The organism is Moraxella porci DSM 25326 (assembly GCF_002014855.1).
Taxonomy (GTDB): Bacteria; Pseudomonadota; Gammaproteobacteria; order Pseudomonadales; family Moraxellaceae; genus Moraxella; species Moraxella porci.
The window spans coordinates 40,150-58,512 of the sequence record NZ_MUYV01000005.1; the positions used below are offsets into that span (position 1 = coordinate 40,150).

General features: G+C 47.4%; 16 protein-coding genes. 6 read left to right on the forward strand and 10 right to left on the reverse strand.

The window, feature by feature from the left end; translation table 11 throughout:
- Window positions 1–51 precede the first annotated feature (51 nt).
- Window positions 52–1,617 carry a Na/Pi cotransporter family protein gene (locus tag B0681_RS04420; RefSeq protein ID WP_078317550.1) on the forward strand — a complete coding sequence of 522 codons (1,566 nt, stop codon included), beginning with the start codon at window positions 52–54 and terminating at the stop codon, window positions 1,615–1,617.
- Between the two features lie 20 nt (window positions 1,618–1,637).
- On the opposite strand, the gene B0681_RS04425 is transcribed toward B0681_RS04420, so the two are convergent.
- On the reverse strand, window positions 1,638–2,246 hold the full coding sequence (locus B0681_RS04425) for a 3'-5' exonuclease (RefSeq protein ID WP_078317551.1): 609 nt from the start codon (window positions 2,244–2,246) through the stop codon (window positions 1,638–1,640).
- Window positions 2,247–2,255: 9 nt separating this feature from the next.
- On the reverse strand, window positions 2,256–4,070 hold the full coding sequence (locus B0681_RS04430) for a DUF294 nucleotidyltransferase-like domain-containing protein (protein WP_078317552.1): 1,815 nt from the start codon (window positions 4,068–4,070) through the stop codon (window positions 2,256–2,258).
- Between the two features lie 198 nt (window positions 4,071–4,268).
- Here B0681_RS04430 and dcd point away from each other — a divergent pair, with 198 nt between their 5' ends.
- The 3 genes from dcd to B0681_RS04445 all read left to right on the forward strand — a co-directional run bounded on the left by dcd (window position 4,269) and on the right by B0681_RS04445 (window position 5,909).
- The gene (dcd, locus tag B0681_RS04435) at window positions 4,269–4,844 is read left to right on the forward strand and encodes a dCTP deaminase (RefSeq protein ID WP_078317553.1); all 576 of its coding nucleotides are present in this window, start codon (window positions 4,269–4,271) and stop codon (window positions 4,842–4,844) included.
- A 177-nt stretch (window positions 4,845–5,021) separates the two neighbouring features.
- Complete coding sequence (locus tag B0681_RS04440) at window positions 5,022–5,312, forward strand: polyhydroxyalkanoic acid system family protein (RefSeq protein WP_078317554.1); 291 nt, start codon at window positions 5,022–5,024, stop codon at window positions 5,310–5,312.
- Between the two features lie 27 nt (window positions 5,313–5,339).
- Entirely contained in the window at window positions 5,340–5,909 is a 570-nt protein-coding gene (locus B0681_RS04445; RefSeq protein ID WP_078317555.1) for a DUF4126 domain-containing protein, read from the forward strand.
- A gap of 76 nt (window positions 5,910–5,985) precedes the next feature.
- On the opposite strand, the gene B0681_RS04450 is transcribed toward B0681_RS04445, so the two are convergent.
- The 4 genes from B0681_RS04450 to B0681_RS04465 are packed head-to-tail and all read right to left on the reverse strand — an operon-like array spanning window position 5,986 to window position 9,275.
- Window positions 5,986–6,465 carry a low molecular weight protein-tyrosine-phosphatase gene (locus B0681_RS04450; protein WP_078317556.1) on the reverse strand — a complete coding sequence of 160 codons (480 nt, stop codon included), beginning with the start codon at window positions 6,463–6,465 and terminating at the stop codon, window positions 5,986–5,988.
- A gap of 37 nt (window positions 6,466–6,502) precedes the next feature.
- Entirely contained in the window at window positions 6,503–7,585 is a 1,083-nt protein-coding gene (gene truD, locus B0681_RS04455) for a tRNA pseudouridine(13) synthase TruD (RefSeq protein ID WP_228143857.1), read from the reverse strand.
- A 36-nt stretch (window positions 7,586–7,621) separates the two neighbouring features.
- Entirely contained in the window at window positions 7,622–8,188 is a 567-nt protein-coding gene (locus tag B0681_RS04460; RefSeq protein ID WP_078317558.1) for a DUF1543 domain-containing protein, read from the reverse strand.
- Window positions 8,189–8,204: 16 nt separating this feature from the next.
- A complete protein-coding gene (locus tag B0681_RS04465) occupies window positions 8,205–9,275 on the reverse strand; it encodes a tetratricopeptide repeat protein (RefSeq protein ID WP_228143858.1) in 1,071 nt (356 codons plus the stop codon).
- A 164-nt stretch (window positions 9,276–9,439) separates the two neighbouring features.
- Here B0681_RS04465 and metH point away from each other — a divergent pair, with 164 nt between their 5' ends.
- Window positions 9,440–13,201, forward strand: coding sequence for a methionine synthase (gene metH, locus B0681_RS04470; RefSeq protein ID WP_078317559.1), 3,762 nt, complete (start codon window positions 9,440–9,442; stop codon window positions 13,199–13,201).
- 106 nt (window positions 13,202–13,307) lie between these two features.
- On the opposite strand, the gene B0681_RS04475 is transcribed toward metH, so the two are convergent.
- Both B0681_RS04475 and miaE read right to left on the reverse strand, forming a co-directional pair.
- Window positions 13,308–14,759, reverse strand: a complete 1,452-nt coding sequence (locus B0681_RS04475; protein WP_228143859.1) for an NAD(P)H-hydrate dehydratase — start codon at window positions 14,757–14,759, stop codon at window positions 13,308–13,310.
- A gap of 32 nt (window positions 14,760–14,791) precedes the next feature.
- Complete coding sequence (gene miaE / locus B0681_RS04480; protein ID WP_078317561.1) at window positions 14,792–15,493, reverse strand: tRNA-(ms[2]io[6]A)-hydroxylase; 702 nt, start codon at window positions 15,491–15,493, stop codon at window positions 14,792–14,794.
- 668 nt (window positions 15,494–16,161) lie between these two features.
- Between miaE and B0681_RS04490 the strand changes: the two genes are divergently transcribed.
- Window positions 16,162–17,178, forward strand: coding sequence for a porin (locus B0681_RS04490; RefSeq protein ID WP_078317563.1), 1,017 nt, complete (start codon window positions 16,162–16,164; stop codon window positions 17,176–17,178).
- Between the two features lie 122 nt (window positions 17,179–17,300).
- On the opposite strand, the gene B0681_RS04495 is transcribed toward B0681_RS04490, so the two are convergent.
- Window positions 17,301–17,957, reverse strand: coding sequence for an esterase/lipase family protein (locus B0681_RS04495; RefSeq protein ID WP_078317564.1), 657 nt, complete (start codon window positions 17,955–17,957; stop codon window positions 17,301–17,303).
- A 124-nt stretch (window positions 17,958–18,081) separates the two neighbouring features.
- Window positions 18,082–18,303: a translation initiation factor IF-1 gene (infA, locus tag B0681_RS04500; RefSeq protein ID WP_029102801.1), complete on the reverse strand. Its 222-nt coding sequence runs from the start codon at window positions 18,301–18,303 to the stop codon at window positions 18,082–18,084.
- Window positions 18,304–18,363: the final 60 nt, after the last annotated feature.

Consider the following 18,363-nt stretch of genomic DNA (forward strand, 5'->3'; position numbering starts at 1 on the left):
GTTTATTTTACAATGACAAAAATTTTAGACTAACAATTAACAAGGCTTAGCGTGCAACAAATCATCATTCAGCTATCAGGTGGCATCGGACTGTTTTTGCTCGGTATGAGTCTGATGACCGACAGTCTCAAGGCGATGGCAGGCGAGAGTCTGCGGCAGTGGCTTGGGCGTTTTACAGGCTCGCCATTTAAGGCGATGATGTCAGGCATTGGCTTTACGCTGGTCGTGCAGTCATCGACAGCGACGACATTGGCGACCATCGGTTTTGTTAGTGCAGGGGTGCTAAGCTTCACCCAAGCCATCGGTGTCATCATCGGTGCCAATATCGGTACGACCAGCACTGGCTGGATGGTCGCACTGCTGGGGCTGAAGTTCTCGGTATCGATGATCGCTCTGCCGATGGTGGGTATCGGTGCGATGATGAAGCTGCTTGGTCAAGATCGCATGGCTTTATTGGGGCTTTGCTTGGCGGGATTTGGGCTGTTATTCATTGGTATTGATTTTCTGCAATCGGCGATGGCAGGCTTTGCCGAGCAGGTGGATCTGGCGCAGTGGTCAAATGATGGCTTGATGACACGACTGATCTTGGTGCTGATAGGTATTGTGATGACCATTCTTTTGCAGTCATCGAGTGCGGCGATCACGGCGACTTTGGCAGCACTGGCAGGCGGGGCGATTGATTTGCCACAAGCATTGGCACTGGTGATCGGGCAGAATATCGGTACGGTCGCCACCGCGGTACTGGCAGCGATCGGTGCGACGGTGAGTGCCAAGCGGACAGCGGCGGTGCATGTGGTGTTCAATGTCGTAACAGCAGTGGCGGCGTTTTTTGTGCTGATGCCTGTGACGATCTGGCAGGTGCGTGATGGTGTGCTGGCAGACTGGGATAATGTGCTGATCATTGCTTTGTTTCATACGGCATTTAGTATGATGGGTGCGATGATATTTATGCCGTTTACCCGTCGTTTTCAGGCGCTGCTTGAGCGGCTGATCCCTGAGCGCATCGATGCGTCGAATACGCACTATCTGGATGAAAGCTTATTTTCGATGCCAGCGGTGGCCATCGGTGCGGCAAAAGAAGCTTTGTGCCGTACCGCAGCTGATACATTTCATCAATTTACCAAAGCCTGTCGCGGTGAGATGGCAGGTCAGCAGATCGATACGCTGCCGCTTGATGACTGCTTGATCAAGGTGGATGATTATTTACAAAAAATGCCCGTGCCGCAGTCGCAGACAGATCAAGAAAGACTGATGGCGCTTTTGCAGCTGGTGGTATATATCCGAGTGATCCGAGAAGATCTGGCGAACAGTGCTTTTATCGATGTGCTGCGCGGGGATTTTGATGAGAATCTGGCAGCGGCGATGGTACAGTTTGAGGCTTTGACTGCTTATCTGAACGCCATGCCCAAGCGACTGCCGCCAGAATTTGTCACTCAGTTTGTGGCGTTTGGTGATGATATGAAAGCCCAAAAAATCGATGTGCGCTTATCGATCATCGAACACAGCGCACACACCCAGCACAGCGCTTCCGATGCGCTCAACCTCATCGTCGCTCGCCGCTGGCTGGATCGACTGGTCAAGCACACCGCCAAGATGGTGATTTTGTTGGGCAAATGATGGCTATCAAGTGATCAAACTCACACGCGGCGGTGCTTGAGTGCCAAATACATCATGGCCACATTGATGGCGTCATTGAGTGCATCATGGCGAGGCAAATCAGGAATGCCAAGCGTTTTTACCATATTTGCCATCGTCAAATCGATCTCGGCATCATAGTATTTGTGCTTGGTTTCTTGGGCGTGAAATAGGCGCGAGACCTCGATTTGCGGCTGGGGCAGCTTGATGCCGAGCATGGGCTTTAGAAATTTATTCACCATCGCTACATCATATTCTAAGAAATAACCCACCAAAGGGCGACCACCCACGAAGTGCAAAAACTGTTCAATGGCATCTTCAACCGTCGTGCCATGTGTCAAGTCCTTGGGGCGAAGTCCATGGATGGTGACATTGGTCGCCTCCATCATGCCTTCAGGTTTGATGAGTATTTCAAAGGTTTCGCTTGTCAAGATTTTATTGCCGCGGATTTTGACCGCACCGATAGAGATGATCTGTGCCTCGCTGACATTAAGACTGGTGGTCTCGCAGTCAAAGCTGACCAGCTCATCAGGATGCGTGTCGTACAAAAATTCATAGCGTTTATCACGCAATTTACTGCGATAATACTGGTGCATGAGTTTATTAAACATCATTTTCCCCTATGAATATTGTAGGTTGAAATGATTGCTGACATAGCTTTTGAAGCGTTTCACCACTTGCAAGGCATCCTTGAGCAAATCTCGCTCAAGTGTGGATAGGCGTTCGGTGGCGATTTGGTTGGGCTGCACTTCTTGACCGTGTTTGATGGCATTTAGGCCATTTTTTAGGCGCGTGTGCATCAGATATGCCAACGCTTCTGACACATCTTGGCTGAGTTGTTTTTCGATAATGCCCATCGATGCAAGCTTTGCGATACGCTCAAAGGTATTCGTCTCGGTGAGTTTGGCTTGTAGGCTCAAAGCACGCACGCCATGCACCACTGGGAAAGTCCCCATTTTTTTGATGTCCATTTTGTGCTGTTTTTGACCCAAGAATTGCGCAAAAAACCCTTGCCCATCTTCGTTAAATTGATTGATGGCACGCGCAAAGCCCATCAGCATCCCAACATCATCGCTGATATGATGCATCAGGCTTGATTGGACATCGTGCAATAAACTGACATCGCCAGCGACCGCTTTGGCATCAATAAAAATCGCCAAATTCATCATATTCTCACCACTAGCGCTGCGACACCATGTGATGACCATGTCGCGAAAATCGCTGAAATTTTGGCACCAAGTCGGATTATTGACCATGATTTTGCCTTGGCAAGGTGGATAGCCAAAGCCAGTTAGCACTTGTGAAAACTGCTCTGCATAAGGCATGACGGTAGCAATGTCGATGCCATCTTTGACGATGAGTGCGTTATCTTGGTCGGTCTTGAGCACTTGCTCGCCACGACCTTCAGATCCCATGACGATCAAGCATGAGTTCGCCACGATATCAGCAGGTGCGATGAGTTGCCATGCTTTTTCAAACAATCTGGCATTGAGCACTTGCATCAGCTGTGCCAGTTGTCTGGCCTGCATACCATTGGCAAACAGTGCTGAGATGGTACTCGTCATCTGTGATGCGACAGCGGTGAGCTCATCGAGCGTGGTCGCGACTTCAAGTTTTTCGGCGATCAGATGGCTGTGGTTGGATAAAAATGCCAAGATATCCACTTGCTCAAGAATACCGATCGGATCATTATTTTTATTGACCACGACACGCTGAATGCGATGGTTCATCATCTTAAGTAGTGCAGTGAACATAAAATCGTCAATATCCACGCTAATCAGATCAAAGCGCGCCAGATGATGCACGGCTTCATGGGCATTGACGATGCCGTCGCTTTGGGTGATGACATCACGAAATAGCGACTCGGTGACCAGACCGATGCGTCCATCATGGTGGATAAGCAGGGATTTGGATTTGGCTTTTTGCATCGCCTTGCCAGCTTCGAGTAGGCTGATGCTACCACTATATAGCTCATCATAAGGGCGGTAGGCATCTTTGACTTTGGCGGTGAATAGTCCTGCCAACTCATTATCCCGCTTATTGCCTGTCTGGGATTGTAGTTTATCCGCGATATTGGCAAAAAAATACGCGCCAAATTCGCTGTTTTTTTCGATCAGTTCTCGAATGATGCTTTTTGGGATGGCGTATAGCAAGCTTTGATCGACAGCGACGAAACTGTGGCGATAAGTCTGCTCAAACAAAGCCCGTGTATCAAAGCTGTCAGATGGATGATATAAAGCAAGTACTTCACCATCGGCATCAACCTCTTGGATCATGCCTTTGATGACAATATAGAGTGTATCAATGCTGTCATTGGCTTGGATGACGGTCGCTTGATCATCAAAAAATACAATGTCGGTGGCTTTTTCGAGCGTCTGACGCTGCAGACTAGTCAGGCTATTATAAGGGGCGGTGCTAAAGTCAAAGCGATTCATGAGCAATCCTTTTCATGAAATATTAACACAAACAGTAGGGGAATTTTTACAGTAAATCCTGTTTGATATATTAGCAGATGACAAAAATTTGACAAGTGGTATAGATAAATAAACTTCGCCAAAAAATAAAAATTAGCTACTAAATTTTTGGCAAATATTTTATAATGAGTGCCAATCATCATCAGTTACGAGTACAAAATGTCTATCAAATCCGATCGCTGGATCCGCAAAATGGCCGAAGAGCATGAGATGATCTCGCCATTTGAGCCGGGTCAAGTGCGTTATAATGAACAAGGCGAAAAATTGGTCAGCTATGGCACATCAAGCTACGGCTATGATGTCCGCTGTGCCAATGAATTTAAGGTCTTTACCAATGTACACTCAGCCATCGTCGATCCTAAGAATTTCGACGAGCGTAGCTTTATTGATATCGTCGGTGATGAGTGTATCATTCCGCCGAACTCATTTGCACTGGCTCGTACGGTCGAATATTTCAAAATTCCCCGTGATGTATTGACCATTTGCCTTGGCAAATCGACTTATGCACGCTGTGGCATCATCGTCAATGTCACGCCACTTGAGCCTGAATGGGAAGGTCATGTGACGCTTGAGTTTAGTAACACCACCAATCTGCCAGCGCGCATCTATGCTGGTGAAGGTGTGGCGCAGATGCTATTTTTCCAATCAGATGCTGATGATGTCTGCGAAACTTCGTACAAAGACCGTGGCGGTAAATATCAAGGTCAGACGGGCGTAACCTTGCCTAAAACTTAAGGCCAAAGACCTAAGACTGCCACCACTGCACAAATAGACCCTTAAGCATGACTTAGGGGTTTTTGTTTGATTGATTTGTGTGGATAAGCTGTGCCATCCATCATAGTTACAAAATAGCACGGAATTTTGGGTGATGGTGGTATAAAATAAGCCAGACTTTACAAAACGAGCATAGCAATGAGCGATATTCGTATCGAAAAAACACACAATTTTGATTTTGCCACCGCGCGAGATAGAGCCAAACAGTGGCTGGGTGAGGCAGAGCAGCAGTTTGGATTAAAAGCCAGTTATGCCGAAGACGAGTCGATGGATACTGCCAGTATCAGCAAGGCAGGCGTGGATGCCAAAGCAGTGCTTGATGCCCAAAAAATCACCTTTGAAGCATCGCTTGGATTTTTCGCCAAGCCATTAAAAGGGATGATTCATGATGGGATTAATGAGGGTTTGCAGAAGTATTTTGAAGTATGATTTTGGCTTAGGATAAAGGGTGGAGTTATGACTGTTGAGATGATTATTAGCATTTGTTTGGGGATTGGTCTGGCAGCAAGTACAGGCTTTCGGGTATTTGTGCCATTATTTGGATTGTCATTGGCATCGTATTTTGGCATCATACCGCTCAATGACACTTGGGCGTGGGTGGGTAGCTTGTCAGCCTTGATTATCTTAGGTGTTGCCAGTGTGGTTGAATCGATCAGCTATCTGGTGCCTGTGGTGGATAACCTACTAGACACCATCGCTGTGCCATTGGCAGGCGTGGCAGGGACGCTCGTGATGGCGAGTACCTTGACAGACATGAGTCCTGCGATGACTTGGGCGCTTGCCATCGTCGCAGGTGGTGGGGCAGCTGCGACCATCAAGACCACATCGGCAGCGACAAGGGCGGTATCGACAGTGACCACAGCAGGCACAGCCAATCCTGCCATCGGCATGGCAGAAACGGGCGCGGCGATCGGGCTGTCGGCAGTGTCGATTCTGTTTCCTGTGGTTGGGATGTTCATTGCTGTCATCGGCATCGTGGTGCTGATTTGGCTTGCGGTGCGTCTAAAGCGTCAATTTGCCAAATGATCTCAAACATCCTTAAATGATAAAGCAATCAAAAGCTCGGTATATGCCGAGCTTTGGTGTATGGATAATCACGATTTTATTGATCCGCTTGCCATGCGATCAAGTGCTGATCAGCCACCGATTCTAAATGCGCATACATCGCCACAAAATCAGACTCATCCCCATAATAAGGATCGGCAACGGCTTTGCCAGTTGGATCAAATAACTGCAAGCGTGCCACCGTGCGAGCATCTGCAAGCTGTTCGGCTTGGGTGCGTAGTTTGCTTAAATTTGCCAAATTGCTCTCATCCATCGCAAAGATGAGCTCAAATTCATAAAAGTCTGTCACGCTGATCTGTCTGGCTCTTAAGCTTGATAAATCATAGCCTAGAGACCGACCAACTTTGATACTGCGAGCGTCAGGCGGATTGCCTGTGTGATAATTGGCGGTGCCTGCTGAGTCTAGGCGAATGGGTAGGTGAGCATTGGCAATTTTGGTCGCCATCACCGCTTCGGCAGCAGGCGATCGGCAGATATTGCCAAGACAAACAAATAAAATACTGCTAGGATAAGTCATAAATCTTCTCAATCATCAATGTGAAATCTTGTGCTTGTTACGCATCTGATGTGTCTGGTGATGATGATCCCATTACCAGCTCATCCACCAAAGCCGATAGTACCACTGTGGCAAATGCCCCCTTAGGTAGTTCAAAATTCAGCACCAATGACACATCATCTGCCCAGTGCCAAGTCAATGCCCGCACCAATAGGCGTAAGGGGCGATAGCTCATTTTGGCATCAATCTTCAGTAGTCCTTGGCAAAATACCGTAAATTCATCCCGACCAAGCACGCCATCATACAGTGCGGCTGCATCAGCGGTATGCTTGGGCGTACCTGTGCCAAACAGTGGAGCGGTTGGGTGGATATCACAAGTCCTCAGGCGAGTGCGGATGTCATCATCGATATCAGCGACAAAAATTGAGCCTGTGCCATCTAGATTAAATACATCACCATCGATCGCCGTCTGCCAGCTGTCATCTGCCACACGAGCATCCAGCATGGCATTAAACAGCACACTGCGAGCGGTCGAGATCAGTAGGCTGTTACGATGAGCGGTTTTTTTATTAGAGCGGTAGGGCTTGGGCATGGCTAGGATTTTTTCAAAAAATCCCTGAGCCTTCTGGATATTGCCTTGGTCATTGCCAAACCGCTGTTCGCCAAAATAGTTTGGCACGCCATTGGTTTTGATTTGATTTAGCCTATCATCGATGGTGGTTTGATCGCCTGTGATGGCGTGTAGGGTGATGGTGAAGTGATTGGATTTGTGCGTACCACGACCTAGCTTGCGACCGTGCCACACTTGCTCGCTGATGTGGACGGACTCGTCATCGTGCAGATGCGGCTTGATAAAGTCGGTAAATGACACACTCGGCACCGCCTTGGTCGGCAGGCGAATACTGAACCACTGATGGGTGATGGCATGGCGGTCTTTTAGCCCCGAATAGCCGACATCTGCTGTAGGCACACCTGCCCAGTCAGCCAGTAGCCGTGCGACATAGGCGGTGTTCAGATTGATTTTGGTGATGTATAACCACAGATGTTCGCCATCGTGGGTGTGCTCGATGGCAAGCTGTTCGGTGACGATAAAGTCAGCAGGCGTGGCTTTATAAATAGCGTGGCGAATAGGGCGGGTCATGGCGTCGCTCATTAAAATATCTTTGCCACCATTGTATCACACAAACATCTTCTTCGGCAGATAGCCAATCACCATCTCATCAGGGGTAGCCGTGCTATCTGCAGTGATACGCAGACGGTAGCGGTCTTTGAACGCTTGGGGCAGCACATCACTGACATTGTGAATCTCATCAATATCCACGCCATACTTATCATCGATATGCGATGTCGCTCGAGTACCTGCGATGTCAAATGCTTGATAAAACTCACTCTGTTTGGCGATGGCGGTCGCTTGATGGATATCATCAGCGATAATCAATAATTTGTGATGATATTCTTCAAAATGATTGGGCTTGTAGCCACCAAGATTGACAAAATATAAATGTTTGACGTTGGGTGGGTTATTGGGATGATCGTCTTTATTGATAATCTCAATAAGATAGCCATCAACAGCAGTAATTTTGCGATAGGCGTCCAGATGCCAAATATCTTTGATTTCTGGCCAAGCCGATTCAAAATGCGGTATCAGCTCACGCACATCATCGGCGATGCCAAAGAAAATATCATGCTGTTCGATCAGCCGACCCTTTGGCGTAGCACCGATTTTTAGCATATACAGATACATGATTTGCCTTTATATTTTAATAACCTTGTTGGTTTAGCTCACGATATGCATCACAGCCGTCTTGATAGCCGTTATCGCAGGCTTTACCAAGCCATTGTTTGGCGAGTGAGTAGCTTTGGCGGACACCCCAGCCATTATAATAAAGGGTGGCTATATTGTATTGAGCCATGGCATTGTTTTGGGCGGTGGCTTTGGCATACCAGTTAAAGGCTTGTTTATAATCTTGACGGACACCATAGCCGTGTCTGTACATATTGCCTAAATTTACCTGAGCGCCTGCATGCCCTTGATTGGCGGCTTTGGTGTACCATTGTACTGCTTGATGATAATCTTGGCGTACGCCTTGACCTTGGCGATACATCACGCCAAGATTGTATTGAGCCACGGCATTGTTTTGGGCAGCGGCTTTGGCAAACCAGTTAAAGGCTTGTTTATAATCTTGGCGGACACCATAGCCATGACCGTACATATATCCTAAATTTACCTGAGCCTCAGCAAGCCCTTGATTGGCGGCTTTGGCGTACCATTCTACCGCTTTTTGATAATCTTGGCGTACGCCGTGACCTTTTTCATACATCAGCCCAAGATTGGTTTGAGCCTCAGCAAGCCCTTGATTGGCAGCTTTGGTGTACCATTCTACCGCTTTTTGATAATCTTGACGCACGCCATAACCTTTTTCATACATCAGCCCAAGATTATGTTGAGCACTTGCATATCCTTGATTGGCGGCTTTGGCAAACCAGTTAAAGGCTTGGTGATAATCTTGATGCACGCCATAACCTTTTTCATACATCAGCCCAAGATTGTATTGAGCCTCAGCAAGACCTTGATTGGCAGCTTTTTTATACCAGTGTACTGCTTGATGATAATTTTGTTGTATGCCCACACCTTCATCATACATTGCACCTAGCACAAGTTGAGCTTTGTCATCCCCTTGTTCCGCCGCTTGATGAAAATAACTAAACGCTTGGCGATAACCATCATCAGTGCCAAGATTGTAATAATACAAGCCCTGCTCATAGGCGGTATTCGCCATCACTGACATTGACAGCAGAAGTCCCATTGCCAAAGTAGCTAGCTTTTTCATCTTTTACACTCCATCAAAAGACTGATTATTATTTATCTAGTATAGCAATTTCCCCACCATTTGCCAACGAAACCACATCGACAAAAATTACAAAAACTTAGCCATCATCACGCCATAAAACTGCTATAATAGCCACATTTTATTTGCCAAATTTTGGAAAAATCATGAGCATATCAGCCAATAACAACACCACTCACAAACCGCATAATCCTGATAATTTTATCCGCACGCCACAGGGCGAATTTGCTTATCGAGATACCCAAAGCACCAATAAAGCACGCTTGACAGAGTTACTCAAACAGCGGATTTTGTTCCTTGATGGGGCGATGGGCACAGAGATTCAAAATTATAAACTCACCGAAAGTGACTATCGGGGCGCTCGTTTTGCTGATATACCTAACGATGTCAAGGGTAATAATGACCTACTAGTCCTGACACAGCCTGACATCATCAGTGCGATTCACAAAAGCTATCTGGAAGCTGGGGCGGACATCATCGAGACCAACAGCTTTAATGGCACGCAGATTTCTATGGCGGATTATCACATGGAGCATCTGACCTATGAGATCAACCGTGAAGCCGCTCGCCTAGCCCGCCTAGCTTGTGATGAATATAACGCCAAAACGCCTGATAAGCCACGCTTTGTGGCGGGTGTCATCGGCCCGACTTCTCGTACTTGTTCCATTTCGCCTGATGTCAATGACCCTGCGTTTCGCAATGTGACCTTTGATGAGCTCGTGGACAACTACACCGAAAGTACGCTGGCATTGATTGACGGTGGGGCGGACATTATTTTGATTGAGACGGTGTTTGACACCCTAAACGCCAAGGCGGCGATTTTTGCGGTGACGGGCGTATTTGAGATGATTGGCTTTGAGCTGCCGATTATGATCAGTGGTACGATTACCGATGCATCAGGGCGGACGCTGTCAGGGCAGACGGCAGAAGCGTTTTATAATTCGGTACGTCATGCTAAGCCTATCTCAATCGGCTTTAACTGTGCTTTGGGGGCGGACGCGCTCAAGCCACATATCCAAAGCTTATCTGATGTCTGTGAGACCTTTGTGTCAGCACACCCCAATGCAGGCTTGCCGAACGAATTTGGCGAATATGACGAGACAGCCACCGAGACCGCCACGATGGTGCAGGGCTTTGCCAAAGCAGGGATTGTCAATATCGTCGGCGGCTGCTGTGGCACGACACCTGAACATATCCGCACGATTGTCGAGATGGTATCACCGCACGCACCACGAGCTATTCCTGAGTACAAGCCTGCTTGCCGTTTGTCAGGATTAGAAGCCTTTAACATCACTCGTGATAGCTTATTTGTCAATGTCGGTGAGCGTACCAATGTCACAGGCTCCAAAAAATTCTTACGACTGATCAAAAACGAAGAATACGCAGAAGCCCTTGATGTCGCCCGAGACCAAGTAGAAGGTGGTGCTCAGGTTGTGGACATCAACATGGACGAAGCCATGCTTGATAGTAAGCAGGCGATGATTCATTTTGTCAATTTGATTGCGTCCGAGCCTGACATCAGCCGAGTGCCACTGATGATTGACTCATCAAAATGGGACATCATCGAAGCAGGTCTCAAATGCACGCAAGGCAAGGCGATTGTCAATTCTATCTCGCTCAAAGAAGGCTATGATGAATTTGTCGCCAAGGCTTGCCTATGTATGCGATACGGGGCGGCGGTGATTGTCATGGCATTTGATGAAGTCGGGCAAGCGGACACCGAAGCACGCAAGATTGAGATTTGTAAACGCAGTTATGACATTTTGGTCGATGAAGTGGGTTTCCCATCCGAAGACATCATCTTTGACCCGAACATCTTTGCGGTCGCCACAGGTATCGAAGAGCATAATAACTACGGCGTGGACTTTATCAAAGCGACCAAATGGATTACTGACAATCTGCCCAATGCGATGGTGTCGGGCGGTGTGTCCAATGTGTCGTTTAGTTTCCGTGGTAATCCGATTCGTGAAGCGATTCATGCGGTGTTCTTGTACCACGCCATCAATAACGGCATGACGATGGGGATTGTCAATCCTGCGATGCTTGAGCTGTATGATGAGATTGAGCCATCTGCCCGTGATGCCATCGAAGATGTGATTTTAAACCGCAATAACGACAATAACGAAGCGACCGAAAAGCTGCTTGAAGTTGCCGAAAATTACCATTCAGGCGACAAAGCCAAATCAGGCGGTGCTGACCTAGCATGGCGTGAAGACACGGTAGAAAAACGCATTGAATACGCCCTAGTCAAAGGCATCACTACTTATATTGATGAGGACACCGAAGAAGCTCGCCAAAAATACCCACGACCGCTCGATGTCATCGAAGGGCCTTTGATGGACGGCATGAATGTGGTGGGGGATTTGTTCGGTGCAGGTAAGATGTTTTTGCCACAGGTGGTCAAATCGGCTCGTGTGATGAAACAAGCCGTCGCATGGCTAAATCCTTATATCGAAGCCGAAAAAGTCGCAGGCGAGTCTAAGGGTAAAATTCTTATGGCAACCGTCAAAGGCGATGTGCACGACATCGGCAAAAATATCGTCGGCGTGGTGCTCGGCTGTAATGGCTATGAAATCATTGACTTAGGCGTGATGGTGCCGTGCGAAACTATCCTTGAGACCGCCAAGCGTGAAAATGTCGATATCATTGGGCTGTCAGGACTCATCACCCCAAGCCTAGATGAGATGGTCTATGTCGCCAAGCAAATGCAAGAGCAGGGCTTTAACTTACCGCTACTCATCGGCGGTGCGACGACATCCAAGGCACATACGGCGGTCAAGATTGAACCTAATTACCAAAACGACATCGTCGTCTATGTGGCGGACGCTAGCCGTGCGGTGGGTGTGGCGACGACTTTATTGTCTAAGGATAAGCGTGGCGAGTTCATTGATGAAATCCGCGCCGAATATAGCGAAGTGCGTGAACGCCTAGCCAATCGTAAGCCAAAAGGGGCGAAGCTGACCTATGAGCAGTCCATCGCCGAAGGTTTCCAATACGACTGGGATAATTACACGCCACCCGTACCAAATAAACTAGGTCAAGTGGTGCTAGATGATTATCCGCTTGAGAATTTGCTACCGTATATTGACTGGACGCCGTTTTTTATCTCGTGGGGATTGGTCGGCAAATATCCAAAAATCTTTGATGATGAAGTGGTTGGTGCTGAAGCCCGTGATTTGTACGCCAATGCGATGGCGATGATTGATAAGCTGATGGCGGATAAGCTTGTGACTGCCAAAGCTGTCATTCGTTTAGAAAAAGCCAAGCGTATCGCCCCTGACACCGTCGCCGTCTATGATGAAAACTGTCAAGTGGTGCAGCACTTTGAGCATTTACGCCAGCAAAGCGATAAAGTAACTGGTAAGCCAAACTACAGCCTAGCTGACTTTATCTCACCCAATGGTAATGACTATTTGGGCGGCTTTACCGTATCTATCTTTGGCGCTGAAGAGCTTGTCAATGAGTATAAGGCAAAAGGCGACGACTACAACGCCATCATGGTGCAGGCAGTGTGCGACCGCCTAGCCGAAAGCTTTGCCGAGCATTTGCATGAGCTCGTTCGCAAAGACTACTGGGGCTATCAAGCTGATGAAAACCTAAGCAACGAAGAGCTGATAAAAGAGCAATATGTCGGCATCCGTCCTGCACCGGGTTATCCTGCCTGCCCTGAACATACCGAAAAAGGCAAGCTGTTTGACTGGCTGGATACCACCAATGCTATCGGTACATACTTGACCGAAAGCTATGCCATGTGGCCACCGTCTAGTGTATCAGGCTTTTATTATAGCCATCCTGATAGCACTTATTTTAATGTCGGTAAAATCAGCACCGACCAGCTAGAAGACTACGCACGCCGTAAGGGTTGGGATATTAAGACTGCTGAAAAGTGGCTAAATCCAAATCTCTAAACTTGTGCTAAATTAAGTTTGGACAACAAAACCGCTTTGATGAATCTCAAAGCGGTTTTTTTAGGTTTGGTCGCTTGGGGTGGCTGAAGGACAATTAATGCTGGAGTTATTTGGCGATGGCTTTTAGTGTTTGGCTTGCCATCTGTCCCATCTGATTGACATCGACGACGATGCCATCAGCACTGAGCACATCACCGCAGTGAGCGTGTAGAGCGACGATTTGATGAATTGGCGTCGTTGGTGCTTGGGCGAGTATCCCTGCCATCATGCCAGAGAGTACATCACCCATGCCAGCAGTCGCCATTGCTGCATTACCGAGCGTACAGATGCGAATCTCACCATGCATATCGATGGTGAGTGTGTTTGCACCTTTTAGTACCCATTGCCCACCGTAGCGTGCCTGTAGTGATCTGATGGCATGGATACGATCAGCTTCGACTTCATTGGCGCTGATACCTAGCAAGCGAGCAGCTTCGGCGTGATGTGGCGTGGCGATGGCATTGGCTGGCAGGCGTGTGTCTGAATGAGCTGCCAAGTGCCACAGTGCGTCTGCATCCATGACAACGGGGATACTCATCCCTGCCATTATTGGTAGATACCGCTCAAAAACTTGTGCTGACCATGCATCACGCCCAAGCCCTATGCCAATACAAATAGCTGTCATATGCTCTAGCTTATCTTTATCCATCTGATCGATGTCATGCACCATCAGATTTGGCTTGCGGGTGATGATAGCAGGATGATGATTGGGGTGTGTGGCGATGGTGACACGACCTGCACCGACACTGATGGCTGCCTCGCCACTCATGATGACTGCACCACCCATCGTGGGATGGCCACCGATGACCATGACCGAGCCGTAGTCACCTTTATGCTGATGACTGCGTGAGCCATCACGAGCGGGTAGGGTAGGTAGGGTATTATCGATATGAGCAGTTGTGATCAGTGCATCATCGGCAGGGATGAGTGGTAGGCAGACCAGCTTGCCGACATGGCTTTTGGCACAGCCGGTGAGCAGGCCAACCTTATAGCCCATCAGGCACAGCGCCATATCAGCACGCATGCACGCAGGCAGTGGCATCCCTGTGTTCGGATGTAGCCCTGTGGGGATATCGATGGCGATTTTATAGCCTGTGTGTGCATTATAGTCATCGACGATGGCAAGCATCTCATCTGTCAGCGGACGATCCAGACCATTGCCAAAGACTGCATCGATATGCACATCTGCCACCACAGGCGCATCCGTGATACTGATACCTGCATCGATGGCGGCTTGGCAGGCGCGCTGAGCATCAGCACTGGCAGGTGGTGCGATTTGATAGATATGCACTGTATGATGGCGTGATAGATAGACGGCGAGCAGATAGCCGTCGCCACCATTATTGCCACTACCGCACCAGATGCACACTCGTGATGGTGCTAATTGCCCTAGCAAATGATTTGCCATCATCAGTGCCGCTTGCTGCATCAGTCCATAGCTTGAGTTGCCAGCGGCGAACCAGCGATTTTCCCAATCTTTGACGGCTTGTGCGGTATATACAGGGATGGGGAGGGTCATCATCTTATCCTTATCAATGACGAATGAATGGCTTATGCGTTCGCTTGACTCTGTGCCATCAACTCACCACTTGGCACGCCACTATGAAAACGCAACTGATCATCAGGCGAGTCGATCAGCTCACGCTCAACATCACGAAAGAATGCCACGCGCTCATCGATACTCTCATCCGTGATGGAGCGCGCCAGATTCAGATAATCTTCATAATGTCGTGATTCGGATTTGAGTAGATATTTATAATAACGAGCCAATTTCTCATCATCGATGGCATCAGCGAGTGCCGAGAATCGCTCACACGAACGCGCTTCAATAAACGACCCAATAATCAGTACATCCACCATCGCCGCAGGCTCATGCGTCCGTTTGTGTTTGAGTAGCCCTTTGGCGTAGCGACCTGCAGGCAGATAATGCCACTCGATACCACGATCTTTCATCAAGGACAGCACCTGCTCATAGTGTAGCATCTCTTCACGCACCAGCTGTGCTAGACGCTCTTGGAGTTCACGGTGAAATTCATAGCGAAAAATCAGGTTCATCGCCGTGCCTGCTGCTTTTTTCTCGCAGTTGGCATGGTCTTGGAGTAGTAGGGGTAGATTGTCTTTGGCAAGCTTAAGCCAGTTATCAGAAGTGCGACAGCCCAAGAATTCATAAATATGGCTGATGTCCATCTGTGCGCGGGCGCGGGTGGTGATGATGGCCAGATCATCGTCATGGCTGCTGTTTGGGTGTGTCATGATAGTCCTTATGGGTGGGTGTATCTGCTGCCAAAACCATCAATGACAGCTATGATGCCTGTATGATGCCTTTATTATAGCATATTGCCAGCCATCAAGGTGAGACTGACTTGGCGAGTTTGATCAAACATACAGCAGCGTAATCAGCCATAAATACAACAAAATTTAAGCCAAACAACATTTGTCACAGTGTCGTAACATTAATATGCTACACATCCAAATTTCAGCGTACAAATGTTTTAAATGTCAAGATTTGATCTGATTTATCAGACGAATATTTGTAACAAAATTTGAAATACGCACGCATTTTTTTGCCAAAAATTCGCCTTATTTTGGCCATAAACTGATCGTTTTTATCATAAAAATGAAAAATAATCCAAATAAATAACTTTAAAAAAATGATAAATTTCAAAGATTTATAAAATAATATGTAAATGTTACAAATTTTTTCATGCCAAAGGTATTGCAAAATATTTCAAACTTGGTATTCTATAGTCACAGTATGAAGATTGGCTGCCTGTATTGCTACAGTGTGTAATTTTATGTTACTCTTTGCTGCGATGCTAAGCCATCATAAATTGATACATCAGCACCTCGCCAGTGTATCTTAATAAGCAAGTAATCTTGTACCGGGCAACGATGTCCGATTTTTAAAGTGGAGAAAACCCATGAAAAAACTAGTTCTAGCTACCGCAGTCGCTGCTCTATCGGTAACAGCCGCTCAAGCTGCACCTACCGTTTACGGTAAGGCATTCCTTACTCTTGATCTAAATGAGGGTGATACTGATGTTACCGTAACGCGCGGTAATGTTACTGCTCCTACAGTTTCTGAAGATTGGAACTCTCGTAGCCAACTTAATTCTAACGCTTCTCGTATCGGTCTTCGTGGTTCTGAGCCGCTAACTGACAATACTGATGTGGTTTATCAACTTGAATACCGCGTAGATGTTGATGCTAAAGATGGCCGTAACTTCGAATCTCGTGACACTTACCTAGGTCTATCTAACAAGCAATACGGTACGCTGCTAGCAGGCCGTCTATCTGCGATCGATGGTCGTGTTGACTATGCCAATGTTGCTCAAGGTGGCGTACTAGGCGGTGACAATGTTCTAGCATCATTCGACAGCCCACGCGCTAACAATGCTCTTGCTTATGTTGCACCGACTTATAACGATGTAACTGTATCAGCTATGTATGTGTTGGATGAGAACAACTCATCTGACAGCCTAGGTCGTGATGCATTCGGTCTAGCTGCTCAATATGAGCCAAATGCACCATATCGTGCAGGTGTCTCTTATATCCAAGCAGGTGATTTTAAAGCTGCTCGTATCTCTGGTGCTTATGATCTAAGCCCAGCAACCACCATTGGTGCGCTATATCAAAACACTGATTATGATTCAAGCGACAACGAAAATGCATTCACTCTAAGTGCTTCTCATAAAGTAGCACAAACCCCATGGACTGCATACGGTCAAGTTGACCTAGTTGACAATCGCGGTGGCCGTGCTGATGCAGAAACTCAGCGTTTGGTAGTTGGCGGTCAATATGCATTTAACCGTGCAACCACTGGTCACATCTATGGTGCTTATTTGAACGGTGAAGATACTGTAAGAACTGCAACTACTACAACTGTAACTGAAACTTCTGGCTTCGGTCTTGGTGCAGGTCTAGAATACAAATTCTAATCCTAGCTGACTCAGTCAAAAAAAGCTCATCGTATGATGGGCTTTTTTTGTGCATCAAATTAATGTATGTAGCTGTCATATAAACCAAAACCACATCAGCTGCTGTGATTCTAGACGCTATATCAATGCAAAAAACAACCATGCTGCAAAAAATGCAGCGTCTGTGCCGCCACTGTCTGATCGGTCAAAAGCCCAGTATGACTAACTGGCAATATCAGATAATCCTCCGCCTCAGGCAACAGGGCCTCGGATAGATAGACAGTGCCATCATGCTGACGCGCGTCAGTATCCAGCTTATGCCGATGGCTGTGCAGCGCCAAAAATGGCAGTCCCAAACCGATCGGTCGGTTGCCAGCAATGATGCCTAGGCTGACATCCTCACGCAGTGGCGGACAGCTGCCATCGAGCGCGCCGAGAAAAGATTGGTTAATCAGTGGTGACAGATAGCGATGCGCATAGTGTGCTGTCTGGCTGCCTCGATGGGGTGTACCGAGCGTCACACAGCGATGCACTTGCCACATCGGATAATGCGCCAAAAAATGCCGTATCACAAGGCCGCCTAGGCTATGCCCAACCAGATTGATGGGCTGGGTGGGATGATGATTGGCGAGCAGATACTCGTGCAGGCCTTGGCTGTTGATTGCGATGGGCTGACTTAGGCTTTTGTAGCCATAGCAGTAAGTTGGCAAGCCATGGTTTTCAAGCTTTTTGGCGAGCGGTTTCATATACCACGGATTGAGATGCAGTCCATGGATTAGGATGGTTAAGGGTTTGTTCATCGCTATTATGTGCTAATAAATTTATAATATGATACCAAATTATCATCACTTGCCAAAGCCCAAACCTCCAAAAACTAAAAAAGCCCAAGCCATCGCTTGAGCTTTTTTTAGGTGTATCGATGGATCATTTACCACGATAAGTGATGCGACCCTTACTCAAATCATACGGTGTCATCTCAACCTTAACCTTATCACCAGTTAGGATGCGGATGTAGTGCTTACGCATCTTGCCTGAGATGTGAGCGATGATTTCGTGTCCGTTGTCTAGGCGGACTTTGAACAGGGTATTTGGCAAAGTGTCGATTACTTCGCCTTCAAATTCGATGATGTCGTCTTTTTTTGCCATAATCTAAATCAAGTGGTTAAAAATTTGGGCTATTATACTATTTTTTGAGCCGAAAACATA

Coding starts and splice junctions, on each gene's coding strand:
- B0681_RS04425 (WP_078317551.1), bottom strand. CDS start 2,246: ATGTTTAATAAACTCATGCACCAGTATTATCGCAGTAAATTGCGTGAT.
- B0681_RS04430 (WP_078317552.1), bottom strand. CDS start 4,070: ATGAATCGCTTTGACTTTAGCACCGCCCCTTATAATAGCCTGACTAGT.
- dcd (WP_078317553.1), top strand. CDS start 4,269: ATGTCTATCAAATCCGATCGCTGGATCCGCAAAATGGCCGAAGAGCAT.
- B0681_RS04440 (WP_078317554.1), top strand. CDS start 5,022: ATGAGCGATATTCGTATCGAAAAAACACACAATTTTGATTTTGCCACC.
- B0681_RS04445 (WP_078317555.1), top strand. CDS start 5,340: ATGACTGTTGAGATGATTATTAGCATTTGTTTGGGGATTGGTCTGGCA.
- B0681_RS04450 (WP_078317556.1), bottom strand. CDS start 6,465: ATGACTTATCCTAGCAGTATTTTATTTGTTTGTCTTGGCAATATCTGC.
- truD (WP_228143857.1), bottom strand. CDS start 7,585: ATGACCCGCCCTATTCGCCACGCTATTTATAAAGCCACGCCTGCTGAC.
- B0681_RS04460 (WP_078317558.1), bottom strand. CDS start 8,188: ATGTATCTGTATATGCTAAAAATCGGTGCTACGCCAAAGGGTCGGCTG.
- B0681_RS04465 (WP_228143858.1), bottom strand. CDS start 9,275: ATGAAAAAGCTAGCTACTTTGGCAATGGGACTTCTGCTGTCAATGTCA.
- metH (WP_078317559.1), top strand. CDS start 9,440: ATGAGCATATCAGCCAATAACAACACCACTCACAAACCGCATAATCCT.
- B0681_RS04475 (WP_228143859.1), bottom strand. CDS start 14,759: ATGACCCTCCCCATCCCTGTATATACCGCACAAGCCGTCAAAGATTGG.
- miaE (WP_078317561.1), bottom strand. CDS start 15,493: ATGACACACCCAAACAGCAGCCATGACGATGATCTGGCCATCATCACC.
- B0681_RS04490 (WP_078317563.1), top strand. CDS start 16,162: ATGAAAAAACTAGTTCTAGCTACCGCAGTCGCTGCTCTATCGGTAACA.
- B0681_RS04495 (WP_078317564.1), bottom strand. CDS start 17,957: ATGAACAAACCCTTAACCATCCTAATCCATGGACTGCATCTCAATCCG.
- infA (WP_029102801.1), bottom strand. CDS start 18,303: ATGGCAAAAAAAGACGACATCATCGAATTTGAAGGCGAAGTAATCGAC.